Origin of the sequence: Hoyosella sp. YIM 151337 (assembly GCF_026041215.1) — a bacterium.
In the GTDB taxonomy this organism is placed as follows: domain Bacteria; phylum Actinomycetota; class Actinomycetes; order Mycobacteriales; family Mycobacteriaceae; genus Hoyosella.
In genome coordinates this window covers 164,476-189,423 of sequence record NZ_JAPEIQ010000013.1, presented here as the reverse complement: position 1 = coordinate 189,423, position 24,948 = coordinate 164,476, and the positions used below count along the sequence as shown (strand labels likewise).

General features: G+C 62.2%; 27 protein-coding genes. 17 read left to right on the top strand and 10 right to left on the bottom strand.

Annotated elements, in window-relative coordinates:
• Positions 1–38: 38 nt before the first annotated feature.
• The 3 genes from ONR57_RS07005 to ONR57_RS06995 all read right to left on the bottom strand — a co-directional run bounded on the left by ONR57_RS07005 (position 39) and on the right by ONR57_RS06995 (position 3,594).
• Positions 39–1,451, bottom strand: a complete 1,413-nt coding sequence (locus tag ONR57_RS07005) for an MFS transporter (protein ID WP_374116406.1) — start codon at positions 1,449–1,451, stop codon at positions 39–41.
• Positions 1,452–1,587: 136 nt separating this feature from the next.
• Positions 1,588–2,508 (bottom strand): LuxR C-terminal-related transcriptional regulator, encoded by a 921-nt coding sequence (locus ONR57_RS07000; RefSeq protein WP_265122403.1) that lies wholly within the window; start codon positions 2,506–2,508, stop codon positions 1,588–1,590.
• A gap of 60 nt (positions 2,509–2,568) precedes the next feature.
• On the bottom strand, positions 2,569–3,594 hold the full coding sequence (locus tag ONR57_RS06995) for a YeiH family protein (RefSeq protein ID WP_265122734.1): 1,026 nt from the start codon (positions 3,592–3,594) through the stop codon (positions 2,569–2,571).
• A gap of 131 nt (positions 3,595–3,725) precedes the next feature.
• Here ONR57_RS06995 and ONR57_RS06990 point away from each other — a divergent pair, with 131 nt between their 5' ends.
• A complete protein-coding gene (locus ONR57_RS06990) occupies positions 3,726–4,634 on the top strand; it encodes a LysR substrate-binding domain-containing protein (RefSeq protein WP_265122400.1) in 909 nt (302 codons plus the stop codon).
• 13 nt (positions 4,635–4,647) lie between these two features.
• On the opposite strand, the gene ONR57_RS06985 is transcribed toward ONR57_RS06990, so the two are convergent.
• Together ONR57_RS06985 and ONR57_RS06980 are read right to left on the bottom strand one after the other, a co-directional pair.
• Positions 4,648–5,229 (bottom strand): GNAT family N-acetyltransferase, encoded by a 582-nt coding sequence (locus ONR57_RS06985; protein ID WP_265122399.1) that lies wholly within the window; start codon positions 5,227–5,229, stop codon positions 4,648–4,650.
• An 88-nt stretch (positions 5,230–5,317) separates the two neighbouring features.
• Entirely contained in the window at positions 5,318–6,022 is a 705-nt protein-coding gene (locus ONR57_RS06980) for a DUF4386 domain-containing protein (protein ID WP_265122398.1), read from the bottom strand.
• Between the two features lie 159 nt (positions 6,023–6,181).
• Here ONR57_RS06980 and ONR57_RS06975 point away from each other — a divergent pair, with 159 nt between their 5' ends.
• A complete protein-coding gene (locus ONR57_RS06975; protein WP_265122397.1) occupies positions 6,182–6,835 on the top strand; it encodes a TetR/AcrR family transcriptional regulator in 654 nt (217 codons plus the stop codon).
• Here ONR57_RS06975 and ONR57_RS06970 read toward each other — a convergent pair.
• Complete coding sequence (locus ONR57_RS06970) at positions 6,827–7,045, bottom strand: hypothetical protein (protein ID WP_265122396.1); 219 nt, start codon at positions 7,043–7,045, stop codon at positions 6,827–6,829. The two genes, ONR57_RS06975 and ONR57_RS06970, sit on opposite strands and share 9 nt — an antisense overlap.
• Positions 7,046–7,254: 209 nt before the next feature.
• Here ONR57_RS06970 and ONR57_RS06965 point away from each other — a divergent pair, with 209 nt between their 5' ends.
• From ONR57_RS06965 to ONR57_RS06950, 4 genes are all read left to right on the top strand, one after another.
• Positions 7,255–7,989: a 3-keto-5-aminohexanoate cleavage protein gene (locus ONR57_RS06965; protein ID WP_265122395.1), complete on the top strand. Its 735-nt coding sequence runs from the start codon at positions 7,255–7,257 to the stop codon at positions 7,987–7,989.
• Complete coding sequence (locus tag ONR57_RS06960; protein ID WP_265122393.1) at positions 7,986–8,519, top strand: putative glycolipid-binding domain-containing protein; 534 nt, start codon at positions 7,986–7,988, stop codon at positions 8,517–8,519. The genes ONR57_RS06965 and ONR57_RS06960 overlap by 4 nt, the downstream gene beginning before the upstream one ends.
• A 165-nt stretch (positions 8,520–8,684) precedes the next feature.
• Positions 8,685–9,053, top strand: coding sequence for an RNHCP domain-containing protein (locus ONR57_RS06955; protein WP_265122392.1), 369 nt, complete (start codon positions 8,685–8,687; stop codon positions 9,051–9,053).
• On the top strand, positions 9,053–9,406 hold the full coding sequence (locus ONR57_RS06950) for an RNHCP domain-containing protein (protein ID WP_265122391.1): 354 nt from the start codon (positions 9,053–9,055) through the stop codon (positions 9,404–9,406). The genes ONR57_RS06955 and ONR57_RS06950 overlap by 1 nt, the downstream gene beginning before the upstream one ends.
• Positions 9,407–9,501: 95 nt before the next feature.
• Here ONR57_RS06950 and ONR57_RS06945 read toward each other — a convergent pair whose 3' ends face one another.
• Complete coding sequence (locus tag ONR57_RS06945; protein ID WP_265122390.1) at positions 9,502–10,131, bottom strand: isochorismatase family protein; 630 nt, start codon at positions 10,129–10,131, stop codon at positions 9,502–9,504.
• Between the two features lie 213 nt (positions 10,132–10,344).
• Here ONR57_RS06945 and ONR57_RS06940 point away from each other — a divergent pair, with 213 nt between their 5' ends.
• The 4 genes from ONR57_RS06940 to ONR57_RS06925 all read left to right on the top strand — a co-directional run bounded on the left by ONR57_RS06940 (position 10,345) and on the right by ONR57_RS06925 (position 13,224).
• On the top strand, positions 10,345–10,788 hold the full coding sequence (locus tag ONR57_RS06940; protein ID WP_265122388.1) for a GNAT family N-acetyltransferase: 444 nt from the start codon (positions 10,345–10,347) through the stop codon (positions 10,786–10,788).
• A 434-nt stretch (positions 10,789–11,222) separates the two neighbouring features.
• Positions 11,223–11,789: a class I SAM-dependent methyltransferase gene (locus tag ONR57_RS06935; RefSeq protein ID WP_265122733.1), complete on the top strand. Its 567-nt coding sequence runs from the start codon at positions 11,223–11,225 to the stop codon at positions 11,787–11,789.
• Complete coding sequence (locus ONR57_RS06930) at positions 11,782–12,438, top strand: cysteine hydrolase family protein (protein WP_265122386.1); 657 nt, start codon at positions 11,782–11,784, stop codon at positions 12,436–12,438. The genes ONR57_RS06935 and ONR57_RS06930 overlap by 8 nt, the downstream gene beginning before the upstream one ends.
• A gap of 66 nt (positions 12,439–12,504) precedes the next feature.
• A complete protein-coding gene (locus ONR57_RS06925; protein ID WP_265122384.1) occupies positions 12,505–13,224 on the top strand; it encodes a hypothetical protein in 720 nt (239 codons plus the stop codon).
• 17 nt (positions 13,225–13,241) lie between these two features.
• Here ONR57_RS06925 and ONR57_RS06920 read toward each other — a convergent pair whose 3' ends face one another.
• Positions 13,242–13,895 carry a helix-turn-helix domain-containing protein gene (locus ONR57_RS06920; RefSeq protein WP_265122382.1) on the bottom strand — a complete coding sequence of 218 codons (654 nt, stop codon included), beginning with the start codon at positions 13,893–13,895 and terminating at the stop codon, positions 13,242–13,244.
• Positions 13,896–13,958: 63 nt separating this feature from the next.
• On the opposite strand from ONR57_RS06920, the gene ONR57_RS06915 reads away from it, so the two are divergent.
• The 7 genes from ONR57_RS06915 to ONR57_RS06885 all read left to right on the top strand — a co-directional run bounded on the left by ONR57_RS06915 (position 13,959) and on the right by ONR57_RS06885 (position 22,024).
• A complete protein-coding gene (locus ONR57_RS06915) occupies positions 13,959–14,852 on the top strand; it encodes an alpha/beta fold hydrolase (RefSeq protein ID WP_265122380.1) in 894 nt (297 codons plus the stop codon).
• Between the two features lie 102 nt (positions 14,853–14,954).
• Positions 14,955–15,503: a hypothetical protein gene (locus ONR57_RS06910; RefSeq protein WP_265122379.1), complete on the top strand. Its 549-nt coding sequence runs from the start codon at positions 14,955–14,957 to the stop codon at positions 15,501–15,503.
• 121 nt (positions 15,504–15,624) lie between these two features.
• A complete protein-coding gene (gene cobN / locus ONR57_RS06905; protein ID WP_265122378.1) occupies positions 15,625–19,227 on the top strand; it encodes a cobaltochelatase subunit CobN in 3,603 nt (1,200 codons plus the stop codon).
• 6 nt (positions 19,228–19,233) lie between these two features.
• On the top strand, positions 19,234–20,046 hold the full coding sequence (locus ONR57_RS06900; protein WP_265122376.1) for a shikimate 5-dehydrogenase: 813 nt from the start codon (positions 19,234–19,236) through the stop codon (positions 20,044–20,046).
• Between the two features lie 135 nt (positions 20,047–20,181).
• Positions 20,182–20,406 (top strand): hypothetical protein, encoded by a 225-nt coding sequence (locus ONR57_RS06895; protein ID WP_265122374.1) that lies wholly within the window; start codon positions 20,182–20,184, stop codon positions 20,404–20,406.
• A 143-nt stretch (positions 20,407–20,549) separates the two neighbouring features.
• Entirely contained in the window at positions 20,550–21,623 is a 1,074-nt protein-coding gene (locus tag ONR57_RS06890) for an ABC transporter ATP-binding protein (protein WP_265122373.1), read from the top strand.
• Positions 21,624–21,640: 17 nt separating this feature from the next.
• A complete protein-coding gene (locus ONR57_RS06885; RefSeq protein WP_265122371.1) occupies positions 21,641–22,024 on the top strand; it encodes a PPOX class F420-dependent oxidoreductase in 384 nt (127 codons plus the stop codon).
• A gap of 10 nt (positions 22,025–22,034) precedes the next feature.
• On the opposite strand, the gene ONR57_RS06880 is transcribed toward ONR57_RS06885, so the two are convergent.
• Both ONR57_RS06880 and ONR57_RS06875 read right to left on the bottom strand, forming a co-directional pair.
• Complete coding sequence (locus ONR57_RS06880) at positions 22,035–23,411, bottom strand: metallopeptidase TldD-related protein (RefSeq protein WP_265122369.1); 1,377 nt, start codon at positions 23,409–23,411, stop codon at positions 22,035–22,037.
• The gene (locus ONR57_RS06875) at positions 23,408–24,928 is read right to left on the bottom strand and encodes a TldD/PmbA family protein (protein ID WP_265122367.1); all 1,521 of its coding nucleotides are present in this window, start codon (positions 24,926–24,928) and stop codon (positions 23,408–23,410) included. The genes ONR57_RS06880 and ONR57_RS06875 overlap by 4 nt, the downstream gene beginning before the upstream one ends.
• Between the last annotated feature and the right edge of the window lie 20 nt (positions 24,929–24,948).

The window sequence follows — 24,948 nt, the reverse complement described above, 5'->3', positions numbered from 1 at the left end:
GTCATCCAATCGTGCGCGGCGGCAAACATTCGGCCAGGTCAGGCGTTGATGTTGCGGTTTTTGGTCTCGATGATCTTGTAGGTGCAGAGCACGCTGATCGCGGAGAGACCGGCCAGCATGATGCCTACCCAGATCGCGCCGGGGCCTGCAATGAGGGGAGCAGCGATCAGCGGAGGCAGTGCACCGCCGAGGATCCCTGCGAGGTTGTAGCCCATGCCCGCGCCGGTGTAGCGGTAGCGTGCCTGGAACATTTCCGGCAGTAGTGCACCTGCGGGCCCGTATGCGATACCGAAGATCGTCAGTGTGCCGAAGAGCCCGACTGCGAAAGCGAGCGGACCGCCGAGGTTGAGGATCGGGAACAGCACCATCACCCACGGAATCGCGAGGCCACACGAGGTCATGATCACGCGGCGCCGGCCGATCCGGTCCGACCACAGTGCGGACGCGGCGGTGGAAAGGCCGAAGAAGACAGCCGCGACCATGCCCATCGCGAGCACGTAGTTTCGAGAGAGCTCCAGCGTGCCCACGCCGTAGTTGGTGAGGAACGCAGTGCCCATGTAGAACAGCGAGAACAGGCTGGCCAGCGCACCTGCGGCGATCAGGATTTCTTTGCTCTGGAACCGGAACGCGTCGAGGAATGGCAGCTTCTGTTCCGCGGGCTTCTCGGCAGCGGGAGCGGTCTTCTGCGCTTCGATCTTCTCCCGGAACACCGGCGTCTCAGCGACAGCCAGACGTACCCACAGGCCCACGATTACGAGAGCGAACGACAGGATGAATGGGATCCGCCAGCCGTACTCGAGGAATGCGGTGCTCGTTGTGCCCAGCGTGAGGCTCGCGATGAGGAATGTGGCACTCGACAGGAAGAACGCGAACGCCGGCCCGAGCTGCGGGAACATCGCGTACATGCCGCGCTTGTTCTGGGGAGCGTACTCCGCGGTGAGCAGCGTTGCCCCCGCCCACTCACCACCGACAGCGAACCCCTGGAAGAAGCGGGCCGTCACAAGCAGGATCGGTGCCCAAATGCCGATACCACCTTCGAACAGCCCAAACACTCCGGTCTGATAGCCGGGCAGCAAACCGATACCCACGGTCGCGATACCCATGATCAGCAGCGTCCACACGAGTGTGCGCTTGCGGCCAATGCGGTCACCAAAGTGACCGAAAATGATCGCGCCGACCGGGCGGGCGAAGAACGCGACCGCGAACGTCGCGAACGATGCGATGGTGGCGGTCAGCGGGTCAGCGGCAGGGAAGAAGACCGTCGGAAAGACGAGCGCCGCGGCCGTGCCGTAGATGAAGAAATCGTAGAACTCGATCGTGGTGCCGATCGAGCTGGCCGCTGCGACACGGCGCAGACTAGTCTTTTTCTGGTCCGGCTCTTTGTGGCCGGCAGTCGTTGTAGCTGACGCCGGCGGGGGTGGTGGCGGCGAAGCGGTGCGAGTCACGGTCACCTTGTCTCACTCTCTCGGATCGAGCCCGGTAAATCGGGCACCGGTTCTGGTGTAAGACCAAGGTAGTGATGCTCGTCACCCCCGAATACCCCCGAAAGGGTGTATCGGCGATCGCGGTGAATCCGGCAGCTGAAATCTACGGGAGCAGGCCAAGCAGCCGCGCGCGGGTGACTGACTCCATGCGGGTGCGGGTCCCGAGTTTCGTCGCAGCGCTTCGCAAATAGGCTTTGACAGTTTCAGCCGAAAGTGCGAGCTGTCCCGCCACCTCGCCATTGGTGCATCCCAGAGCGACTTGGGAGAGGACGTCGATCTCGCGGGGGGTGAGCGTCGGGAGTGCGATAGGCGAAGGGGCGGCTACGGGTGCGGTGGCTGCTGCGGTGGGGTCGTCTGGGCGCCCCACCGATACGAGTGCGGCGCCGGCGCGAGTGAGCCGGTCACGCAGCTCCGGGTCCGAGATCTGTGCCGCGATCGCGCGCAGCTCACTGTGGAGCATCCGCAGGGTCTCGCGGTCTGCGCCCGCCATTTCGGCTTTCATGTCGGCCCGCAAGAATTCGGCTTGTTCAGCGCGACGCTCGACTTCTTCGCGCACGCGCAACTCGTCGCCAAGGTCCTTCGCGGCCGCGAACAACGCCCCGCGTACGGAATCACCGAAGTTGGTCGCCTCACGGACAGCGCCGTACAGGACTGCGCGCACAGTCTTGTTGACCAGCACGGGCACGGCGAGCATGCTGCGCAGCCCTTCCTCCCGGACTACATCCACATAGTCGTGGGAAATGCCCTCTGACGTCGTGTAGTCGCTGACAAACAGCGGCCGGCCCGACGCGGCACATCGTCCGCCCAGCCCGGCGCCTGGGCTGACGCCCAGATTCCGGAGACCGTCAGTACGCATCCCGATGAAGCGATTAAGCGTCAGGGTCTTGCCGGTGTAGTCACCAGAGAACACGACAGGGAGCTGCGTGTCTGCTTTCGCGCGGCGCAGTGCGGCCCTCATGGTGTCGTGGACGCTCGTGTCCATGATCTCCTCGCTGGTTACGCTTTGACGTATCAGGTGAGTCACATCGGCACTGTAGTGTGACGCGACTCATTACATCGTCCCATATTCAGCGATATGCGACGGTCAGCTCACGAGCAGGATTCCGGCGAGCGCGAGCCCCGCAACCCAGACGGTCGAGATTGCCCCGAGAATAAACGGCCGCGCCCCGACCTGACGCAAAGCCGATACGCGCAGATCAGCGCCGAGCGCGAACATGGCTGCGGTGAGCAGCGCAGTCTGCAGGACGGAGACAGCAGACAAGGCATCATCCGGCAGGGCCCCGGTTGAGCGCAGGCCGGCACAAGCGAGGAAACCGAGAACAAACAGCGGAATCAGTGGGGGACGTCCCTGCCCGGCTACGGTGTCTGTGCTGAAGCGCTGCCGCAGACTGAGTGCCGCCATCACCGGGGCGAGCATGAGCACCCGGGCGAGTTTGATGAGCACAGCGACGCTGAGAGCTGCACCCCCGATCACGCCGCCCGCCGCAACAACCTGCGCGACCTCGTGGATTGAGCCTCCGGCCCACAACCCGGCTTCGGTGTTCGACAGCTCAATCAGGCTGGAAAGCATCGGAATCGCTGGAATCATGAGCGTGCCGAAGATGACTACGAGCACCACGGCGGTGACCACTTCTCTGTCTTTTGACCGCACGACGCCGCTTGCGGCCGCGACCGCCGCGGCGCCGCAGATCGAGAAGCCGCATGCGATCAGCAGTCGTTGCGTCCAGGAAAGGCCGAGAAGTTTGCCGACCAGCATCGTTCCTGCGATCCCGAGGCAAACGACGCCAACTGCCACCGCGAGCATTCCCCAGCCGAGGCCGATGATGTCAGTGAACATCACCTGCAGCCCAAGGAGCGCAACACCGAGACGGAGCAGTCGCTTCGACGAGAACTGCAGACCCGGCCGGATGCACTGCGGTACCCGTACCGCGTTTGCGAAGAGCGCTCCGCAGAGGATTCCAAGCAACAAAGGGCTTACGGTGGGCAGAAAGTAGTTCGCGGTTAAGGCGATTGCTGTTGCCACGGCACAGGCTGCGAGCCCAGGGCTCAGCGTCGTCACGCCGCGGATTGGGCGAAGACGCGGCGATTGTGCCGCTGACTTCTTCTCCATGGTGGCGGGCGCGATGTGCGTGTTAGTCACCCATCAATCGTCTGGCAGCGCGGACGGATGCAGTAGCCGCTATTTTCGCATATACTCATATCAATCAGATATGGATAGCGGGGGAGCTATATCATGTATGTATGTCTCAGCGGCTGCCTGATCTGCATGTCCTGGCGCTCCTCGTGGGAGTGGATGACCACGGTAGCCTGAGTGCCGCAAGCCGGAAGGCGGATATCGCGCAGCCCAACGCGAGCAGATCGATCAAACAGCTTGAGCGGCAACTTGGAATTCCGCTGTTGCGCCGAAATCCCAGCGGATCCACCTTGACTGCCGAGGGCACCGTGATCGCGCACTGGTCACGCCGGATTCTGGCCGATGCGGCCACGCTGCTCGACGTCGCCGCGGGTTTGCGTGTGGAGCGTTCGGCAGAGCTGACGGTGGGCGCGAGCTTGACCGTGGCTGAGCACCTGATGCCTGCGTGGCTTGGTTCATTTCACCGGATGCACCCTGAAGTGACCGTCCATCTCCAGGTTCATAACTCGGCACAAGTGTTCGAGCGAGTTTCCGACGGTGTGTGCAACGTTGGTTTTGTGGAGTCGCCGACAGTACCGCGCGGACTGCACAGCGTCACAGTTTCCCGTGACCGGCTGGTAGTGGTGGTCAACCCGGCGCACCCTTGGGCACGCCGGCGCAAACCACTCACTATGGCCGAACTGGCGGCCACACCCCTGCTCGTACGCGAACCCGGATCAGGGACTCGCACGACCTTAGACCTGGCGCTGCAGGAGTACGAGCGGGCCGAGCCGCTGATCGAACTCGGAAGTGCAGCTGCGATTCGCACTAGCGTGCTGGGCGGCGTTGGGCCCGCGGTGATGAGCACGCTCGCTGTCGGCGACCAGGTACGATCCGGCGAGCTAAGGCTCGTCGATGTCGAAGGTCTCGATCTCGAACGAGCGCTGCGCGCGGTGTGGCGACCGCCCAGGCAACTCGGCGGACTCGCGGGCGAATTGGTGCGTCTTGCCCGCCGCGAAGGAAAAGCAGGGGTGTGACGAAGGTGCGGGCTTACGCCCGATGGGACGCGGCGGGCTTCCCTCCTGCCGCGCGCCACTCAGACTCGAGGAGCGCATAGTGCAGTTCGCCGCCCCATTCGCCTTTGAAGATCTCTGACTCGCGGAAATGCGCCTCCTGACGCATGCCGAGCCGGTGCATGAGTTGTGCGGACCCAGCATTGCGGGGGTCGCAGCGCCCGATAATGCGGTGCAAGCCAAGCTCCTCGAAGCCGAGGCGAAGCATCTCGACGGCGGCTTCGGTTGCGTATCCCTTCCCACCGTAGGCAGGGTGCAAGACGTACCCGAACTCGCCCTGCTGGTGCGTCTTGCTTAGCCAGATGAGCAGCGTGTACCCGATTACGGTGCCGTCGAGCGTAATTGCCAGCATGAGGGTGTCACCCTCGTCGCGCAGCGCGGTTTGACCGCATCGGATGGCGAGTTCCCGGGCGTTGTCCTCGCGTGAACGGGGCTCGTTGAAAAGGTAGCGCGCCACCTCAGGCAGTGACTCGAACGCATACATGTCGTCCTCGTCTGCTTGCGTGAACGGTCGCAGCACCAGGCGTTCGGTCGTGATGGGGGTGGTCATTTCGAGCATGCTTTTCCTTGTAACCGAAACCGTTGGCAGGCGCAATGTGCCCGCGTGGACGGTGCCTCGCAGGACGTTACTCCTGCCTTCGACGAGGCTAGGTCGCGCGTACCGTGGGCGCCAGTGTTTCCTGTCCTCGCTGGGTATGAGGGCGAAAACCTCTGGCGACCAGCCAGAGTCCCAGCGATAGCTCCCACAGGGCGATGGGCAGCGCGGCGATCGCGGCGAGTACAGAAACCTGACCGAAAACACCGAACAGCGTCGCCATTGCCGAGGCTGCAAGCAAGGGTGCGCCAACGAGGCCAAGCAGTGGGATGGTCGGGGGCACGAGAGAGTGGCGGAATAGTACGTATCCCAGGAAAACCGCATTCACCGCTGGCAGGAAGCCAGGCCCGAGAAGAAAGGCCCAATCATGAAAGGCAACGAGGGCCGCTCCGGCAACGAGCAGTGACTCTGCGTCGCCAACTGCACCCTGCCGCATCGTTACGAGGGCGAGCATGGTTATCACGCCAAACGCAATAACCGTTGCTTCGACGATTCGTGAGCTGAGCAAACCAATGGCGGCAGTGGGACTGTGTCGCCCGAGGATTGGGAACAGCACAATCGCGGTGCCGACGCACGCAGCTGCGAGGACGATTTCTAGAGCCGCGCTCCACAACACCCCGGTATGTCCATCGGTGCTGATCACAAAGTGGGGATCCCCGAGCGCTGGCGTTTTGAGGATCAGTGCCGGAATCGAAGTCGCGAAGGTGACCAGGTAGAGCATGCCTGCGATGAACGCTGCCCTGCGATCCGGGGACATGGGCCGACCTCCCGAGAGTCAGGTGTACGGCGTACACCACACGCCTCGATGCTAGGGTGTACGCTGTACACTCGTCAATAAGGGGAACGAATCTCCGAGAACGAACTGTCTGCCCCGAAACGGACACCGCTCAACCGGCAGCGGGCGCTGCTCGCTGCCGTGGAGTTAGCCGACGGGGCCGGGATCGATGCGGTAAGCATGCGCAATCTCGCGAAGGTGCTTGGTGTCGTTCCGATGGCCCTCTACAAGCATGTATCGGGCAAAGAAGACCTGCTTGCCGGAATGATCGACGTCATTGTCGAGATGTACGATCCGCCTGCAGTGGGCCGCGACTGGAAGGACGCAATTCGGAGGCGCATTCTGTCTGCACGCCGTGTTCTTCTGCAGCATCCGTGGGCCCGCGAGGCGATTCAGTCGAGGACTCAACGAACGCCCGCCGTCCTGGCGTACATGGACTCATTGGCTGGCATGTTTATGAAGGCTGGATTCTCAGCCGACCTCACGCACCACGCGATGCATGCCCTCGGCTACCGCATCTGGGGCTTCAGCCCGGAGGCATTCACCGGACCGAACGCGCTCCCAATCCCGAAAGATGCTGCGGCGCAAACGGAGATGATGCGCAGAATGACGGCGGCATACCCTCACATCGTGGCGATCGCCGCCGACGCGAGCGGTGGCGATAGTATTGCGGCCATTAAGGGCTGCGATGAAGAGTTCGAGTTTGAGTTCGCGCTCGATCTGCTTCTCGACGCCTTTGAACGGTTGCACCAGGCAGGGTGGACCTCGCGAGGGCGCAAGAAGCGCTCACGATAGCCGCGAATACCGGGCGGCAGGCTGCAGCGAGGTGATATGACCCGCGAATACGTATCTCGGCTCGCTGACGACTCGGTAGTAGGGAAGTCCGGACGGATACAACCGGTGCGGGCCAGACACTGTTACACGCTCGCCGTTCGTGGTCACCGCTTGGTACGTCATGTGCGGCAGGAACTCGCGCGCGAATAACTGGCGCCGAACGCGCAACACCAGTTTCCGTACCATTGCCCCCACGCACTGATATCGCCGATGAATCCACAAACGTTTCATTCGGGAATCTCACGGGCAGTGCACAATTCGTGCGACAAACTACTCGGTGTGCCGGCACGGCAGCGGCTACCGAAGCTCAGCGCAGAATTCGCACTTGAACGCCTGGCATGAACCTGCGGTCACCGACAGTCGCGTGCGAGAATCGGCAGATGTTGCTGCAGGCTTGTATCAACGGTGCGCGCCGCCACTGGGAGCACCCGGCGATACCCATCACTGCAGCCGACATTGCGGCCGATGTGCGTGCGGTCGTTTCGGAGGGTGCAGAAGCCGTACATGTGCACGTGAAGGACGCCGCTGGCGCGGACACACTCGCTACAGAGCCACTAGAGCGGGTCCTTGCCGCTGTGCGCGACGAAGCGCCGCGGTTACCTATCGGCGTCACAACCGGCGCATGGGCACTTCCAGATCCTGCAGACCGCGTCGCCGCCATCAAGTCGTGGAAGAAGCTCCCGGACTTCGCGTCGGTCAACTGGCATGAGGAAGGTGCCGAAGAAGTGGGAAGAGCGCTCCTCGAACAGGGCGTCGACGTCGAGGCAGGTCTTTGGAATGAACCTGCAGTGGAGGTGTGGGCCCGGTCTCCGCTCCGTAACCTCTGCGCGCGGGTGCTGGTTGAGATCCCTGACGGGCCGGGCGCCGCGACAACCACCGCGATCGCGCGCCGCTTGCTCACGCGCGTAGGACGCGCGATCGGCGATCGGATGCCCGTGTTATTGCACGGCGAGGGCAGCAGTTGCTGGGCCGCGTTGTCCGACGCTGCACGGCTCGGGCTACCCACACGGATCGGGCTGGAAGACACGCTGGTGCTTCCCAACGGCAGCCCGGCACCCGGCAACGCTGCGCTGGTGAGCGCCGCACTGCGCCTGATCGAACTGGAACGCTCGTGACAGATTCGACTGCGATCGTGTGGAGAGGTCTGGAGGATCTATCGCTCGAATCGTGCCTGATCGAGCGAGGCCCGGATGGTGTGCTGGTACAGAGTGTCATCGAAGGGGGTGCCGCTGAGTGCTCGTACACACTGCGCACGACGGCGGACTGGCAATTCACCGATGTCGTACTTCGCGCCGGCGGGTGCACACTTGAGGTGCGCCGCACCGAACGGGGGTGGGAAGTCGCGGGCCAAGCGCGTCCCGACCTTAGTGACGCACGGGAGGTCGACATTTCTGTGTCCCCGCTGAGCAACACCCTGCCCATCCGGCGACTCGGCCTCGCCGTCGGGGCAAGCGCTGACATCATCACCGCCTACATCCAAGTCCCCGAACTCGACGTCACGGCAGACCCCCAGCGCTACACGCGCATCAGCGAGAACGTGTACCTCTACGAGTCGCGTGACTCTGAGTTTCAACGATCAGTCACAGTGGACGCCGACGGTCTCGTCATCGAGTATCCCGGCCTGTTCACGCGAGTGAGCACCTAGCTATTGTTTGAACGCCTGCCGAAAATCGATTGCCACTTTCCAGGCTCTGCAACTATGTTCCTGGAAGCTCTTCCATCGCATACTGTCCGAGTAGGTGGTTTATGACCGTGCCCGTGCCGAGCGCGCCTCACTGACGCTGCGGCCCAGTTGATTCCGAGCCTCACAATGAGGAACGCTCGGCCTTCTCCTGCTGTCCCACAACCTTTTCAGCAAGGAGTAAGACGGGTGTCTCGCCCCACCTATACCTGCCGCCACTGCGGCAGATCCATCAGCGCCACCACACCGTCCGGTGAGCAACGCAGTCACTGCGCTATCTGTCTGCATGCCCGCCACGGGTGTGGCGAACGTATGGTTCCCTTGTCAATCGCCGTTGCGGCAAGCAAAGAATGGATGATTGTGCATCGGTGCAGCGGGTGTGCAGAGCTCTCGACTGCCGCCATCAGCAGCGATGACAACCACCTGGTGCTCATGCGCATAGCGGTCCGGCCTCTTTCGATGCCGCCGTTTCCGCTTGAACTCTTTAGCGAACTGTGATGGCGAGCCGAACACGCCACCGGACCCGAACAGCATTCCGCTGCGTGGGGTGCCGACTCGATGTCCCCTGTGACGCGCCCGGCACTGCTCACCGCAACCACTGCCCGCACTGTCTGACAAGTCGTCATCTTGACTTGCGAATCCCCGGTGATCGGGCAGCGACGTGCCAAGGGCGGATGGAAGCAGTGAGCATCGCTACCCGCAGGGATGGCGAATGGCTCATTGTGCACCGATGCCTAGCCTGCGGTGTCCTGCGCCTCAACCGCGTCGCAGGTGACGATAACGCCGTGGCGCTTACTCGTCTCGCTGTCCGGCCATTGGCGAATCTGCGCGAGATGGTTGCGCTGATGTAGTGCAGCGTGATGGATTGCAGCCCAAGCTGGCATGGATGCACGCGGGTCGCGGCAGGCCGCGCGGGCTTTCACCGCCGCAACACTTGCGGGGATGCCTAACTGGCCGTTCTGGTGACATCGGCAGCGGGCAGTAGCTGGCCAGTTGATCTCGCGACCTGTGTGAGCGCGCATTCATGCAATTCGGCGCTGTAATCCGCGACTGCATCCGCTGCGACGAAAAACTGGATGTCTCGAGCTAGTGCGTCGAAGCTCGTCGCGAGGATTCCCTGCGAAGCGAACACGCCACAGACCACGAGTTGGTCCTTGCCCTGTCGGCGAAGCTCCACCTCCAGGTCGGTGGCGTAAAACGCGCTGAGGGATCGCTTATGAACCCACGGTATGTCTGGGGCCTGCAGGCCGGGAAGGCAAGACTGCGCGGCCTGGTCGGCGGCCGGACCGACACCCCAAAGCTGTCCGCCGAGGCCGCGCTGCCGGGTGGTCGGAGCCGGCCGCGGCGCCGAGGCCACAATCGGTACACCGGCAATCCTTGCCCAGTCCACGATGACTTGAGATTGGTCGATGCCTGCTGACTTCACCTCCGAATCAAGCACATTCACGTAGTAAGGCAGCAGGTCGTGCACAAGTACCGCGCAGCGCTTGGGCTCAAGCGTCCATCCCAGCCCGGCTTGGGTGTCGCCGAAGGCTCTCAGTTCGTACGGAGTTGTTTCGGCAGCAAAGGTGGCCATACCGCCATACTGTCAAAGACCGCCCTTAGGAGACCTGCTCACGTGGTGCTCCGGTGAGCGCCGCACTCTTAGGTCGCGGCCGGGCATCTCCCGAACTCATTGCGTCCATTCCTCATTGCGTAGCACAAGCGAAGCTTTCCGGCGACTCGAAACTGTGGCGACGCGTTTGGGTGTCACGTCATGCGTCTCCACCAAGGGTGCTTGACTTGTCACATGATCGCGTACGGAGAACCGGCTGAGGTTGCGGCGCTTCGGTGGGAGTGGGCACAAGAGTGGCATCCGACGGCAGGAACTGGGCCCGATGACGGCTTCGTTAGTTCGGTCGCACGGTGGATGGAGGGTGAGCGGACGGTCTGGACAGCACACAACACAGACGGTGCCGTCGGGATGGTGTGTTTGACTCAGTTTGAACGCATGCCCAGTCCTGTAGCGAAAGCTGAGGGCAGTTGGGGCTATCTCGGCCATCTGTACGTCCGGCCGTCAGCCCGCAGGGAGGGCATCGGTACCGCACTCGTCGAGCAGGTACTCACCGAAGCTGCGAACCGCAGATACTCCAAGGTCGTTCTCACGGCGAGCGAAATGTCTGTATCGTTCTATGTTCGCCGCGGATTCTCCAACGTCCGCGGACTACTGCTCTGGACACCCAAACATCAATAGGCACTGAAGGTCAGGTGTGTCTCACAATAGTCAGCGACGAATCTTGAAGCCTGGAGGTGTAAGTACGATGCCCGCTTTGTATGACCTCGCCTGGTCAATCGCGATGTTTGCGTTGGTAATTGGCGTCATCTTCTTCATCAGGGCAGTGATAGTAGGCCGTCGACGTAAAGCCACCGAGTACACAGAGAGTCATTCGGCTACTCGCACAACGGATGAGCAAACGTCCCGAGACTCGTGAGGCATGCAGAGAAGCTAGTATGCCGCAGGGTGAACGTGCGGTGGTGCCGCCGCACCATACCATTGGTGAGCCGAAATGGGCGCCGCCGCCCCTTCTGGAATTGGCCGCGTGAAAGGGCCACGCTGTGAAATCAATTGAAACTGCGTACGGTGCGCGTGCGAGAGAATACACGCTCAAACTCGGCTGCGTGGATCAGATGGAGCCGTGCGACACCGCACTTATCAGATCTTGGGGTGCGCGCACGGGTGGGCGGATTCTTGACGCTGGGTGCGGGCCTGGGCACTGGACTGATCTGCTCAGCAACGAAGTGTCCGAGGTCATCGGCATCGACGTAGTGCCCGAGTTCATCAGATCAGCTCGCCAGCGGTACCCAGAGGTTCAGTTCGAGACCATGGATATGGAGCGCGCTTGTTTTCCTGACGGGTCGTTCGAGGGCGTCCTGGCCTGGTACTCGATGATCCATTGTGAGCGGGCATCTGTGGAAGCGATACTGAAGCAGTTCAACCGGTTGATTCGCGCGGAGGGCAGTCTGCTGCTCGGCTTTTTCACGGGCCCGGCATGGAACCAGTTCCCCCATGCAATTGCTACGGCGTTCTACTGGGATGTCGAGGAGACGTGCAATAGCTTGTCTGACTTCGGATTCAGAGTTGATGAGGTGCATACACGCTCGTCACAGCATCATCGAGACCACGCAGCCATCGTTGCACGACGAGTTTATGCAGAGGGCCGTCTTGACCAGCGCTACGGAGCATCCAATGCATGACAAGCCCAATCCCGGTGCAAGTGCTCTCATCACCATCGATGTGCAGCACGACTTCTCGCATAAGGACGGTGCCGCATACATCGACGGTACCGAAGAAATCCTGCCGAACATCGGGCGAGTTGTTCGCGGTTTTCGCGCTGCCGGTAAACCAATCGTTCATGTCATTCGCCTCTACAGCCGCGATGGCAGCAATGCTGAACTGTGCCGCAGAGAAGCGGTAGCCAACAGTGGTGGCATCGTCGCACCAGACAGTGCTGGGAGTCAGCTAGTTGCCGGGCTTCGGCCAGACCCTGGCACAAAGATCGACCCGGAGTTCTTGCTGCGCGGCGGATTCCAGGAGGTCGCGCCGAACGAGTGGATCATGTTCAAACCACGCTGGGGTGCGTTCTACCAGACCGGGTTGCACGATCACCTCACCGGCATCGGCGTTGACACGCTGACCTTTGTCGGCGTCAACTTTCCCAACTGTCCACGTGCAAGTATTTACCAGGCGGGCGAGCGTGATTTCAGGGTGATTGTGGTCAGTGACGCGGTATCGCAAGTGTACGAGCGAGGGCTTGCTGAATGCCGCGGAATCGGTGTGAGGGTGCACAACTGCACGGAGGTGCTCGCCTGGATCGGGCAGCCGCAGGCACACCAATTGCAGTGAGCCTCGCGCCAATCGACATAGGCCGCAGGAGTTTAACGCTATGAGGCGCGGAGAATCGGAGCGGTGATGCCAACAATCAGCGACGCAGTGCGAAGGATGGTGTCTGCGCGGTACTTTTCCTTCCAGTTCACCGCTGAATTCCACGAGGCGAGCGAACGCTTCGGGTGCGTCATGACCAGTGGCGGGCGCGTGGACATCCTGACGCGGAACCTCGCCGCGACCTCCACTATGCGCTTCCTCGGGGCAGTTGCTCCTGATGAGCTGATCCACGGCAGGGTGATTGTCTACGGGGGCAGGCTGTTTCAGCGCTTGGATCAGCCCGGTGCTGACGACTGGATGGAGTTTGCCGATACCGGGAGGGGGTGGCTCAACGAGTTGTTGCCGTTGTGTCTACTTGAAGTCGCTGACCCTCAGAGCTCGCTCGCGCCCGAGGGCGTGACGATCATCGATGTCCCGGTTGCTCGAATTCCCGATGACATCTTCAGCGTCATTAACGGCGAAGTTAGCTCGGCTGAAGCGTATTTCGTCAACCCCATCGGCACGATTCACCTAGAAGTTTCCTGCACGGAGGGAGCGCTCGCGGCGTGTGACGTGAGCCTTCCTTGCACGGACGGCGTTGCAGACCGAGTAAGCCTGCGACTGACACCAGTTCCGGCTTTCGACGTTGCGCCACCCGCGGCCATCGCTCATAGGTTCGCTGATATCGGCGACTTCGCTGCGAACGTTGTGGAAGATCCGCATACCGTGGGATCGACAGGCCTATCCCGTCCGGCCGATCCCACCTGATGACGTTTCAGTGTTGGCTATTCGGTGGCTGCCGATGTGCGGCCGATTGGGCCACCGAACACACGCTGGATGGCGGCTTCATCGCCGTCGATGTGCACAACGTCGCGGACGTTATCGAGCGTAAGCGCGCCTGCTGCCAACCCCAGGATCCATGGAGGGTCAGCGGTAATCACGGCGTCGAGTTTGCGCCCGTCGTGCGAGCTCACTGTGGTGTTCGAGGGTGTGGCCAGGATCTGCACCATGCCACCTTCGGTAGCGATGCCCACGGTTGTCGTGTGCTCGATGGGTTCACGCGCAGCGAGCAGCGCGGGCAGAGCGACTACTAGCCAATCGGCGCGGAAATGGTTGCCGCCCGGGCCCGGCATCATCAGCGGCGCGGACCACCGGATCAGGCTTTCGATGGGTTCGCGCAGTTGTGCCCCCCATGCGGTGAGGGCATAGCGAACGTTCGCACCGTTTTCGTCCAGGCGGCGCTCGATCACACCGTGTTTCTCCAGGTCGCGCAGCCGTTCGGCGAGCAGATTGGTGGCAATCCCAGGAAGCCCATCCGCCAGCTGTCGGTACCGTGCGGGCGCAATGAGCAGTTGGCGAACGATGAGGAGGTTCCATCTATCGCCGACAACATCGAGTGCCCTGGCTAATCCGCAGTACTGACCGTAGTTTCGGCTCATCCTCCAAGTTTATATTGTAAACTTCACTTGAGAAAATCAATTTAGGCGGAAATGGAGCTGGTCATGGGTGTGCAAGTACGGCCCTCCTGGGTGGATGACACGATGTTTCCGTTCGAGAGCCGTTTCACTGAGATCGATGGACATGCGCTTCATTACATCGACGAAGGAGACGGTCCGGTATTGCTCTTTCTGCACGGCAACCCGACATGGTCGTTTTTGTATCGCGACGTCATCAGCTCTTTGAAGGACGAGTTTCGCTGTATCGCCCTCGATTACCCAGGGATGGGCCTATCTGCGGCTGCGCCCGGCTATGGGTGTCTTCCGGAGGACCACACGCTCGTGGTCGCCGCCTTCATCGAAAAACTGAAACTGCGAGAAGTCACGCTGGTAGCCCACGATTGGGGCGGGCCCATCGGGATGTCAGTTGCTGAACAGAACCCTGCCCGCTTCAACGGCCTGGTGGTCGCAAACACGGGGGCCTGGCCTGCTGAGGGGCTCGGCGTGCACATCTTCTCGCGCTTGTTGGGTGGACCGCTCGGACGCCTGTTGATCCGTCAGTTCAACTTGTTTGTCAACGTCATGATTCCGGCAGGGCACCGGCTGCGGAAACTTACAGCCGAAGAAATGGCCCACTACCGAAAGGCTCTCGATAGCCCCGCGCGGCGCCACTCCTCGGCCATTTTGCCCCGCAGAATCACGGCGAGCCGAGACTTTCTCGCTGACGTGGAAGCAGGTCTGCCGCGCCTCGCTTCGCTTCCTGCGCTCATCATCTGGGGCGATGCGGACGTCGCTTTCGGAAGTGATCAACGGCGCCGCTGGGAGGAGACGTTCGTCGACTCCGAAACCGTGATCATCCAGGGTGCAGGCCATTTCGTGCAGTCCGACGCGCCTGATCAGTTTGCTGCAGCGATTCGCTCGTGGCACCGTCGTGCGGTCGCCGATAACGTTGCGCGTTAAGCCCCGGAACGCCGGGTGCCCGCTGTCTCAAGTCGCGACAGGGGACACTGGAGTACCGTGGACCCACAAAGAGGCAGTCCGCGAGCAGTCCGAGGTAGCCACATGACGTCAGTCCGACAGCTCCGAAAGTCTGCGCTTTCGCACCCAGCGGCCGTCGAGCAGGACGGTACGACAACGCACGGTGTGACGGCTTTCACCGTGGAGGATGCGCAGTTCGCGGCCGTCGATGCGGGCGGTGTTCTTCACCTTCATTTGTCCGCGAAGGTCGGCGCCGACATGATTGCCGCGCATCACGCCGCTGAAGAACTATCCGGCTCTGACACGTCAGTCACGGTCTGTGTGCCACTAAACGAACTGGACGGTCAGCAGCTTAACTACTGGGTTCGTCAGGCCTGGCTATTCTGCGCACCGAACGAACTGGCGGCCAGAGCGAGGGCTGCTGAGACCGCCGTGCCGGGCGAGGTGGGAGACTTGCCCAAAACGATTGGGAGGCCCGCGACTCAGGCTTTGGTCACGGCTGGGATGGAAAGCCTTGATCAGGTAGCACAGCTGTCCGAGGCGGAACTGTCGGCGATGCATGGTGTGGGGCCGAAGGCGGTCCGTATCCTCCGAGAGACTCTTGAGTCGACGGGGCGAGAGTTTCGGCATTAGCGGGCATAAGCGGCCGCCTAATTGGTGTCAGCGTGTTCTCGACGGAACCGGTAGCATCCCACACGATGAGCAGACATGACGGCTCGGCACTTAGGCAACGTTCGGCGGGGAAAGGTTCGGCGTGATCCTGCTTCTGTCCACTTCGGATACTGATTTGCTGTCTGCGCGCGCGAGCGGCTCCGAGTACCGGCTCGGCAACCCAGCTCGTCTGGAGACGGCCGACCTAGCGGAACTTCTCGACGGTGTCAGTCTGGTCGTCGTTCGTCTGCTTGGCGGCAAGCGCGCTTGGGAAGACGGCTTGGACGCGGTACTCGGAGCGGGACTGCCTACCGTTGTGGTGAGCGGGGAGATCGCCCCGGATGCCGAACTAATGGAGCAGTCAACGGTGCCGGCTGGTGTGGCCGCGCAGGCACACAATTACCTTGCGCAGGGTGGTGCCGATAACCTCCGCGAACTGCACAACTTCCTGTCAGACACGGTGCTACTAACTGGCTTCGGATTCAGTGAACCGCAGGAACTGCCTGGCTGGGGTTACCTCGAGCGCGAGATTGTGGCGTATCCCGAAGACACCCCGATCGTTGCCGTGCTGTATTACCGCGCTCAGCACATCGCCGGCAACACCGGATATGTCCATGCGCTGTGTGACGCTATAGAAGCTAAGGGTGCGCAAGCGATACCCATTTTCTGTGCCTCGCTGCGGACTGCGCCGCCTGAACTGCTCGATGCGCTCGGCCAGGCGGACGCTTTGGTCGTGACGGTGCTCGCTGCGGGCGGTACGAAGCCAGCGACGGTTGGTGCGGGTGGTGAGGACGAGGCCTGGGACGTCGAGGCTCTCGCCGCGCTCGACATCCCGATCTTGCAGGGGCTGTGCCTGACGTCGAGTCGCGCCGACTGGGAGGCTAATGACGACGGGCTGTCACCCCTGGACGTGGCCACACAGGTCGCGGTTCCAGAGTTCGACGGGCGCATCATCACCGTCCCCTTCTCGTTCAAGGAAATCGATGCGGACGGGCTCACGAGCTACGTGCCTGACACAGAACGCGCCAGCCGTGTGGCCGGCATTGCGGTGAAGCATGCCCGACTGGGCCGCATCGCGCCGCATGAGAAGCACGTCGTACTGATGCTGTCCGCGTACCCGACCAAACACGCCCGGATTGGTAACGCTGTCGGCCTGGACACCCCCGCCAGCACGATCGCACTGCTGCGTGCGCTGCAGGAAGCCGGATACGATCTTGGACCGGAGAGCGGGGACGGCGCCGTACCTGGACTCGCATCCGGTAATGGAGATGAGCTGATCCATGCGCTCATCGCGGCTGGCGGTCAGGACCCGAACTGGCTGTCCGAAGATCAACTGATGGCCAATCCCGTCCGGATTTCTGCGAAGAAGTACCGAAAATGGTTCGACACGCTTCCGCAGGACCTCCGTGCTGCCGTGGAGAGCCACTGGGGTCCGGCGCCGGGGGAGTTGTTCGTTGACCGCTCCCAGAAGCCGAACGGCGAGATCGTGCTCGCTGCACTGCGCTTCGGCAATCTGGTGCTGATGGTGCAGCCGCCGCGCGGTTTCGGCGAGAACCCGGTCGCGATCTACCACGACCCGGACCTGCCGCCGAGCCACCACTACCTTGCCGCCTACCGGTGGCTAGCGGCGCCCGAAGAAGACGGCGGTTTCGCTGCTGACGTGCTGATTCACCTCGGTAAACACGGCAACCTCGAGTGGCTGCCGGGCAAGACCCTCGGCCTTTCCGCGTCCTGCGCGACGGACGCCGCCATCGGTGACCTGCCGGTGATCTACCCATTCCTCGTCAATGACCCCGGTGAAGGTACGCAAGCCAAACGGCGCATCCATGCGGCCTTGGTCGACCATCTGATCCCGCCGATGGCCCGAGCGGAAACGTACGGTGACATCCAGCGGTTAGAGCAGTTGCTGGACGAGCACTCGAACATTTCCGCGCTCGACCCCGCCAAGCTGCCCGCAATCCGTCAGCAAATCTGGACGCTCATGACCGCGGCAAAGATGGATCACGACATGGGGCTCGAGGAACGCCCACATGACGCCGAGTTCGATGACATGCTCATGCACGTCGACGGGTGGCTGTGTGAAATCAAGGACGTTCAGATTCGCGACGGCCTGCACATACTTGGGGAACCCCCGCGCGGCGAGGACGAGATCGACCTCGTGCTGGCAATGCTTCGGGCACGGCAGATGTGGGGCGGTGAGCAGACGCTGCCAGGGCTGCGCGAGGCACTAGGTTTGAGCGAAGCCGGTGATGAGAGCCGCAGCCGCGTCGATGATGTTGAGGCGCAGGCTCGCGAACTGCTCGAGCAACTGGCCGAAAAGGGCTGGAAGCGAAAGAAAGTCTCGAAACTCACCGAGAACGACACGGTCGCCCGGATCCTCGAATTCACCTGTGACGAGATCATTCCGCGGTTACGTGCCACCCGCGATGAGGTCCCACGGATCCTTCACGCTCTCGAAGGCGGCTTTATCCCGTCGGGGCCGAGCGGTTCGCCCCTGCGCGGACTCATCAACGTGCTCCCCACCGGCCGCAACTTCTACTCCGTTGATCCGAAAGCCATCCCGTCCCGGCTCGCGTGGGAAACGGGCCAGGCGATGGCAGAGTCACTGCTTGATCGCTACAAAGCGGACCACGGGGAGTGGCCGAAGTCAGTGGGGCTATCCGTGTGGGGCACGTCCGCGATGCGCACATCGGGTGACGATGTTGCCGAGGTGTTCGCGCTCCTCGGTGTGCGCCCAGTATGGGATGAAGCGTCGCGCCGGGTGCGTGCGCTCGAGGTCATTCCCCACGCGGAACTCGGGCGGCCCCGGATCGACGTCACCGTGCGGATCAGCGGCTTTTTCCGGGATGCCTTCCCGCATGTCCTCGCACTGCTCGATGACGCGTTCCAGATGGTCGCAGATCTCGACGAACCTGCTGAGCACAACTTCGTGCGTGCCCACGCGGCGGCAGACGTGCAGCGCCACGGAGATAGGCGACGCGCGACAACCCGAATCTTCGGGTCAAAACCCGGCACCTACGGCGCGGGCTTGCTGCAGTTGATAGACGCAAAAAATTGGCGGTCCGACGCTGACCTCGCCGAGGTGTACACCGCGTGGGGCGGATACGCGTACGGCCGCGGTCTCGATGGCGTTCCGGCCGCTGAGGACATGCGCGCGGCATACCGCAGGATCAGTGTGGCGGTCAAGAACACTGACACACGCGAGCACGACATCGCCGATTCCGACGACTATTTCCAGTACCACGGGGGCATGGTCGCAACGGTCCGCGCCCTCACCAACAAGGACCCTGAAGCGTACGTCGGTGATAGCACCCGCCCGGACAGTGTGCGTACTCGTTCTCTGACGGAGGAGACGCGGCGGGTCTTCCGGGCACGTGTCGTCAACCCGCGGTGGATGGACGCCATGCGCCGCCACGGATACAAGGGCGCGTTCGAGATGGCGGCCACGGTGGACTATCTGTTCGGTCTGGACGCGACCGCGAAGGTAGTCTCGGACTGGATGTACGAGCAACTCGCCGAGAAGTACGTGTTCGACGACACAAACAGCAAGTTCATGCAAGAGTCGAATCCGTGGGCGCTGCACGGGATCGCTGAACGCTTGCTCGAAGCCGCCGAGCGACAGATGTGGGAAAAGCCCACGCAGGAAACGCTGAATGCCCTTCGCGACGCGTACCTCCGCACCGAGGGTGACCTGGAGGGTGAGTAGCCAGCCATGATCCCGATGCCAGACCGCGACACCGCCCTCTGTATCTCGCTCTCCGGCAGGCCGAGCAACATCGGGACCCGGTTCCACAACTACCTTTACCGCGAACTGGGGTTGAACTACCTCTACAAGGCGTTCACCACCGAAGACCTTCCCGGGGCGATCGCGGGCATTCGGGCGCTCGGCATCCGTGGATGTGGGGTGTCGATGCCGTTCAAAGAGGCGGTGATTCCGTTGGCTGACAATCTGGATGAGTCAGCCCGCGTCATCGACGCGGTCAACACTCTCGTGAACGACGATGGCTTCCTCACCGCCTACAACACCGATTATGTCGCAGTACGGTCGCTCTTGAAACCTGTCGCGAACAGCGCGTCCGTGCTCGTGCGGGGCAGTGGGGGCATGGCGAAAGCCGTCGTAGCAGCGTTGCGTGACAGCGGTTTTAGCGATGTCACGGTAATTGCGCGCAATGCGGGTACAGGCCGGGAACTCGCTGACCGCTACGGGTTCACGTGGCAGCCAAATGGCAACGGCGCGGGAGGAGACCTCCTGATCAACGTCACACCGATCGGGATGGCCGGAGGTACGGAGTCGGGTGCGCTCTCGTTTTCGCAGGAGCAAATCGACGGCGCACGAACGGTATTCGACGTCGTCGCGATGCCTGCACAAACGCCGTTGATCCGCGCCGCCCAAGCGGCTGGAAAGGACACGATCACCGGAGCGCAGGTGGTCGCGCTCCAAGCGGCTGAACAGTTCGAGCTGTATACGGGCGTGCGCCCAGACGCTGAACTCATCGCCGCGGCGTCCGAATTCTCACGCCAATAGACGGACCGTGGCATGTCCCACATTCTGGCTCGGCCGTTAGGCAGATAACACCCGCGCGACTATCCTGGTCGAAATATTTGGACGCGTGCAGTGCCGCACTGAAGTCTGCTGTTCACCGCGCCCGCTAGGAGTGTCATGTCCGCTGCTTCACGAAACGCTGCAATCAACGCTGCAGTGTGGATGATTCTCGTATCCGGTGTTGCGGTGGCCTTCCTGATCGCAGTCGCTGACCTTCTCCTGTTCTCGATGATCATCGGTATGGCCCTCGGTACTTCGGTGGGCATCCTCGCCGCTGTGTATTTCACGGGCCCCGAGGAGGATCCTTTCAGTGACGGCGACGGCTACGGGCTCGCGAATTAGCACGGCTGCTGGGCTCCCGGCTTACCGGTCTGCCACGCTGCCGTACGCGCGTCACGTCCGCGTCTGGGGCGTGGCTCACCTAAAGTGAGTCGCGACCGTTCAGCTAGCACGCTGAGCACGCAAGGGCAGAAGGAGTGGCGGCAATGGCGTCGATTACGTTCGCTGAGACGACGAGGGTGTATCCCGGTTCCAGCGTTCCGGCTGTCGACCGACTCGATCTGCATATCGACGACGGCGAGTTTCTTGTCCTCGTCGGCCCCTCGGGGTGCGGGAAGTCGACAAGTCTCCGGATGCTTGCGGGCCTCGAAGACGTCGACGCTGGCCAGATATTCATCGGTGACCGCGATGTCACTCACCTTGATCCGCGTGACAGAGACATCGCCATGGTGTTTCAGAACTACGCACTGTATCCGCACATGACGGTTGCCCAGAACATGGGTTTCGCGCTCAAGCTTGCGCGGACGCCCAAACCGGAAATCGAAGCCCGGGTGCGCGACGCGGCGGAACTCCTCGGTCTCACAGACTTTCTTGAGCGCAAGCCGAAGGCGCTGTCGGGTGGGCAGCGCCAGCGCGTGGCGATGGGCCGGGCGATCGTCCGCCAGCCGCAGGTTTTCCTCATGGATGAGCCTCTCTCAAACCTCGATGCAAAACTGCGCGTTCAGACCCGGACACAGATCGCGCAGCTGCAGCGGCGTCTGGCCACGACTACCGTCTACGTCACGCATGATCAGGTTGAGGCGATGACAATGGGCGATCGGGTCGCTGTGTTGAACGGCGGTGTGCTGCAGCAATGCGACAACCCGCGCGAACTCTACCGAAACCCTGTCAACGTCTTCGTCGCTGGCTTCATCGGCTCACCGGCGATGAATCTCTACACAACGTCAATCGTCAACGGGCAGGCCCTTCTCGGTGAGTTGACGATCCCGGTACCGCGGGCAGCGGCGGCGGCCGGTAAAGACATCGTGGTCGGAATCCGGCCGGAGCACTTTGAGATCCGTCCAGACGGGTTGCGGGTGGAAGTAGACGTGGTCGAGGAACTCGGTTCAGAAGCCTTCGTATACGGCCGCGCCCGCATTGCGGGTCGTGAACAAGATGTGATCGCACGCGCTGACTGGCGTCAGCCCCCAGCTAAAGGTGACATCATCCACGTGTCTGTCGACGAAGAACACGTACACCTATTCGCGGCGGATGGGGATGGCGCGCGTCTGCCTCGATGACCTCGTAGGCTTGGGGTATGACGGCCACGTTCACTCAGCTTGCAGACGCAAAATATATCCTTCTGACGAGCTTCCGGAAGAGCGGAGAGGGAGTCGCAACCGCAGTGTGGGCGGCGCCAGACGGCGATCGGTTACTCGTGTGGACCCCCACGGACTCGTGGAAGGTGAAGCGTATTCGCAACAACCCCCGCGTCGAGGTAGCCGTCTGTGACGTTCGCGGCCGCCCGAAAGGCGATTCAGTTTTCGGAACCGCCGAAATTCTCGATCCGCAGGGCACAGAGCGTGCCCGCGCGGCAATCGCCAAGAAGTACGGCTTCCTCGGCTGGATCGGCGTCAAGGCGAGTATCGTGCGGCGCGGCCGTAAAGGCACCATCGGTATCGCGATCTCGGTGCCTGAATAGCGGCTATTCCTTACGTCGCCTGGCTCACCGAGGACATGTGGAAGTCCGGTACCCGTACCGGTGGCATCGCGGTAAGGGTAAACCAGTCCTTCCACTCGCGCGGCAGGGTTCGTCTCGTCGAACCAGCCTCGCTGATGCGGCGCAAGAGATCGATCGGGCTTTCGTTGAAACGGAAGTTGTTGACCGCAGCAGTCACTGTGCCGTCTTCGATGAGATACACGCCATCGCGGGTAAGTCCGGTGAGGAGCAGGGACGAAGGATCTACCTCCCGGATATACCAGAGGCAGGTCAGCAGCAAGCCCCGTTCGGTGTTGCGCACCATGTCCTCGACGGTAGCGGCGGAGCCACCGTCGAGAATGAGGTTCTCACCGGGAACGGTTGGGGTTGAGTTGAATTCGTGCGCATTCGCGCGAGGGTAGGCGAGTGCACTGAGCACCCCGTCCCGCAACCATTCGACACGTTGGGCGGGCATGCCGTTGTCGAATACGGATACTAGGTCGCTCGAGGATGTTGCCGCCACGAAGGGCGCGTATTCGAGGCCGCGCGTGCCGGGATCCGACACCAGGTTGAGTGGCAGTGTCGTGAGGCGTTCGCCGATGCGTGTGCCGCCGCCGCTGCGCGCGAACGCGTTGTGACCCTCTTCGGCGCCGCGGCCCTCCATGCTCCACATCATGTAAATCAATAGGTCACTGATCGCTGACGGTGGAAGGATCGTTTCGTAGCGGCCAGCGGGCAACTCTCGCTGCTCGGCGCCCCAGCGCAGACGCGTGTCCAGGTCTGCGAGCATCCCTGGCATGTCGACGTCGCCGAAGGTGCGGGTGCCAGCCCCCGTCCAGGCGCTGGCGGTGTGTGAGCGGTATTCGCGCTTGCCGTTGATCTCGACGGATCCTACGGGCTGCACCCAGCGTTTGCGGAGCCCGGTGCTCGAGCCGAGCCACGTCGTTTGCACCTCGTGGTGCGCGAATCCATAAAGTTGGTCCGTGTGGCTAAATGCCTGAGCAAGATCAGGTGTGAAAGACGAGAAGACGTCAATAGCGGTGCGTTCGGCTGGCGCGGTCCAGTCTGGTGCCTCGTCATGCCCGGCTAGCAAGGGCATCGCGTCGCGGGCTGGGGCGGACTCCCGCGCGGCTGATTCACTTGCCCGCACGACAGCAGGTATGTCGCCCGCGTCAGCGCTTTGCGAATTCACCACGCCAACGGACGTGCCCTCAGGCTTGTCGACGAACGACAGTACGGACCACCGCCGGTACATGGACGATCCGTTGGTCGTCATCGAACTGTTTGCCCAGCGTAACGATGCTTCACTGACGTCGGTGACGATCACAATGGTCTGATCGGCGGTGGCGATCGCCAGGCACTGGCCGACAAGATCAGCAGCGGGAATCACGCACCTGCCTCCTCTTTGGTGTTGAGCACGTTAACGCCGCGAAAAAGTGCGGAGGGGCATCCGTGGCTGACCGCGGCGACCTGGCCAGGCTGAGCTTTGCCGCAATTGAATGCGCCACCGAGTCGCCAGGTGCTGGTCCCGCCGATCGCCTCCATTGATCCCCAAAAATCAGTAGTGGTCGCCTGATACGCGACGTCACGGAACTGTCCCGCGAGTTTCCCGTTTCTGATTCGGTAGAAGCGCTGCCCGGTGAACTGAAAATTGTAGCGCTGCATGTCAATCGACCAGGATTTGTCTCCCACGACGTAAATGCCGTTATCCACCATGGCGATAAGGTCGTCCGTCTGCCGGTCAACGTTGGGGTCGGGTTGCAGCGATACGTTCGGCATTCGCTGAATAGGCACGTGGTGTGGCGAGTCGGCGTAGGAACATCCGTTTGAACGGGGCAGTCCGAGCCGCGGCGCGAATGTCCGGTCGAGCTGGTAGCCCACAAGGGTGCCGTCGCGAACGAGGTCCCATTGTTGCGCCGCCACTCCTTCATCGTCGTACCCGATCGTGGCAAGGCCGTGGTCGACGGTACGATCGGCGGTCACATGCATGATCGGGGTGCCGTAACGCAGGGTTCCCAGCTTCTCGGGTGTCGCGAAAGATGTACCCGCGTATGCCGCTTCGTAGCCGATTGCCCGATCGTATTCCGTGGCGTGGCCGATGGACTCATGAATCGTGAGCCACAGGTTGGTCGGATCGATCACCAGGTCCGTGGGCCCGGCGCTGACCGGCGGTGCGGTCAGCTTTTCGCGGAGAAGTTCGGGTATCTCCGTCAGCTCAGCGTCCCAGTCCCACAGCCCTGTGCCCGTGAGGTATTCCCAGCCGCGGCCCACCGGAGGTGCGAGTGTCCGCATTGTCTCGAAGGTGCCTGCGTTCTGGTCGACGGTGATCGCCTCGAGTTGCGGATGCAGGCGAACTCGCTGTTGCGTGATTCTGGAGCCGGAGGTGTCGGCGTAGTACGTCTGCTCTTTGACGATGAGGCAGGAGGCGATTGCGTGGTGTACCCCTGCAGCGGAGAGCAAGCGGTGGGAGAACTCTCCGAGTACCGCAGCTTTGTCCAGCAGTGGCACAGTGAACGGATCCGTGTCGTACGCCGAAACCCACGTGGCGTCTGGGTAGGCGGGTTCGGGTGCGAGTTCTACGGTTTCGCGGTTGAGCAGGCGCAGTGCGCGAGCCACGTCAACTGCACGGCGGGCGGTATCAGCGGCGACATCGGGGCTGAGTTGCGCGTGTGATGCGAATCCCCACGTGCCGTCGGCGATCACGCGCACCGCGAACCCCAAGTCCGTGCTGTCAGTGGCCGATTGCACCACACCATCGCGCAGGCGCAGCGATTGCGATTGAGTACGGTGCACACGAATATCAGCGTGCGACGCGCCGGCCTCAACTGCGGCAGAGAGTGCCGCATCCGTCAGCGCGCGTATCGGGAGCGCGAGGAAATCGTCATCTACGGACCGCGAAAGACTCACGTTCCTGAGGCTAGCGGGTC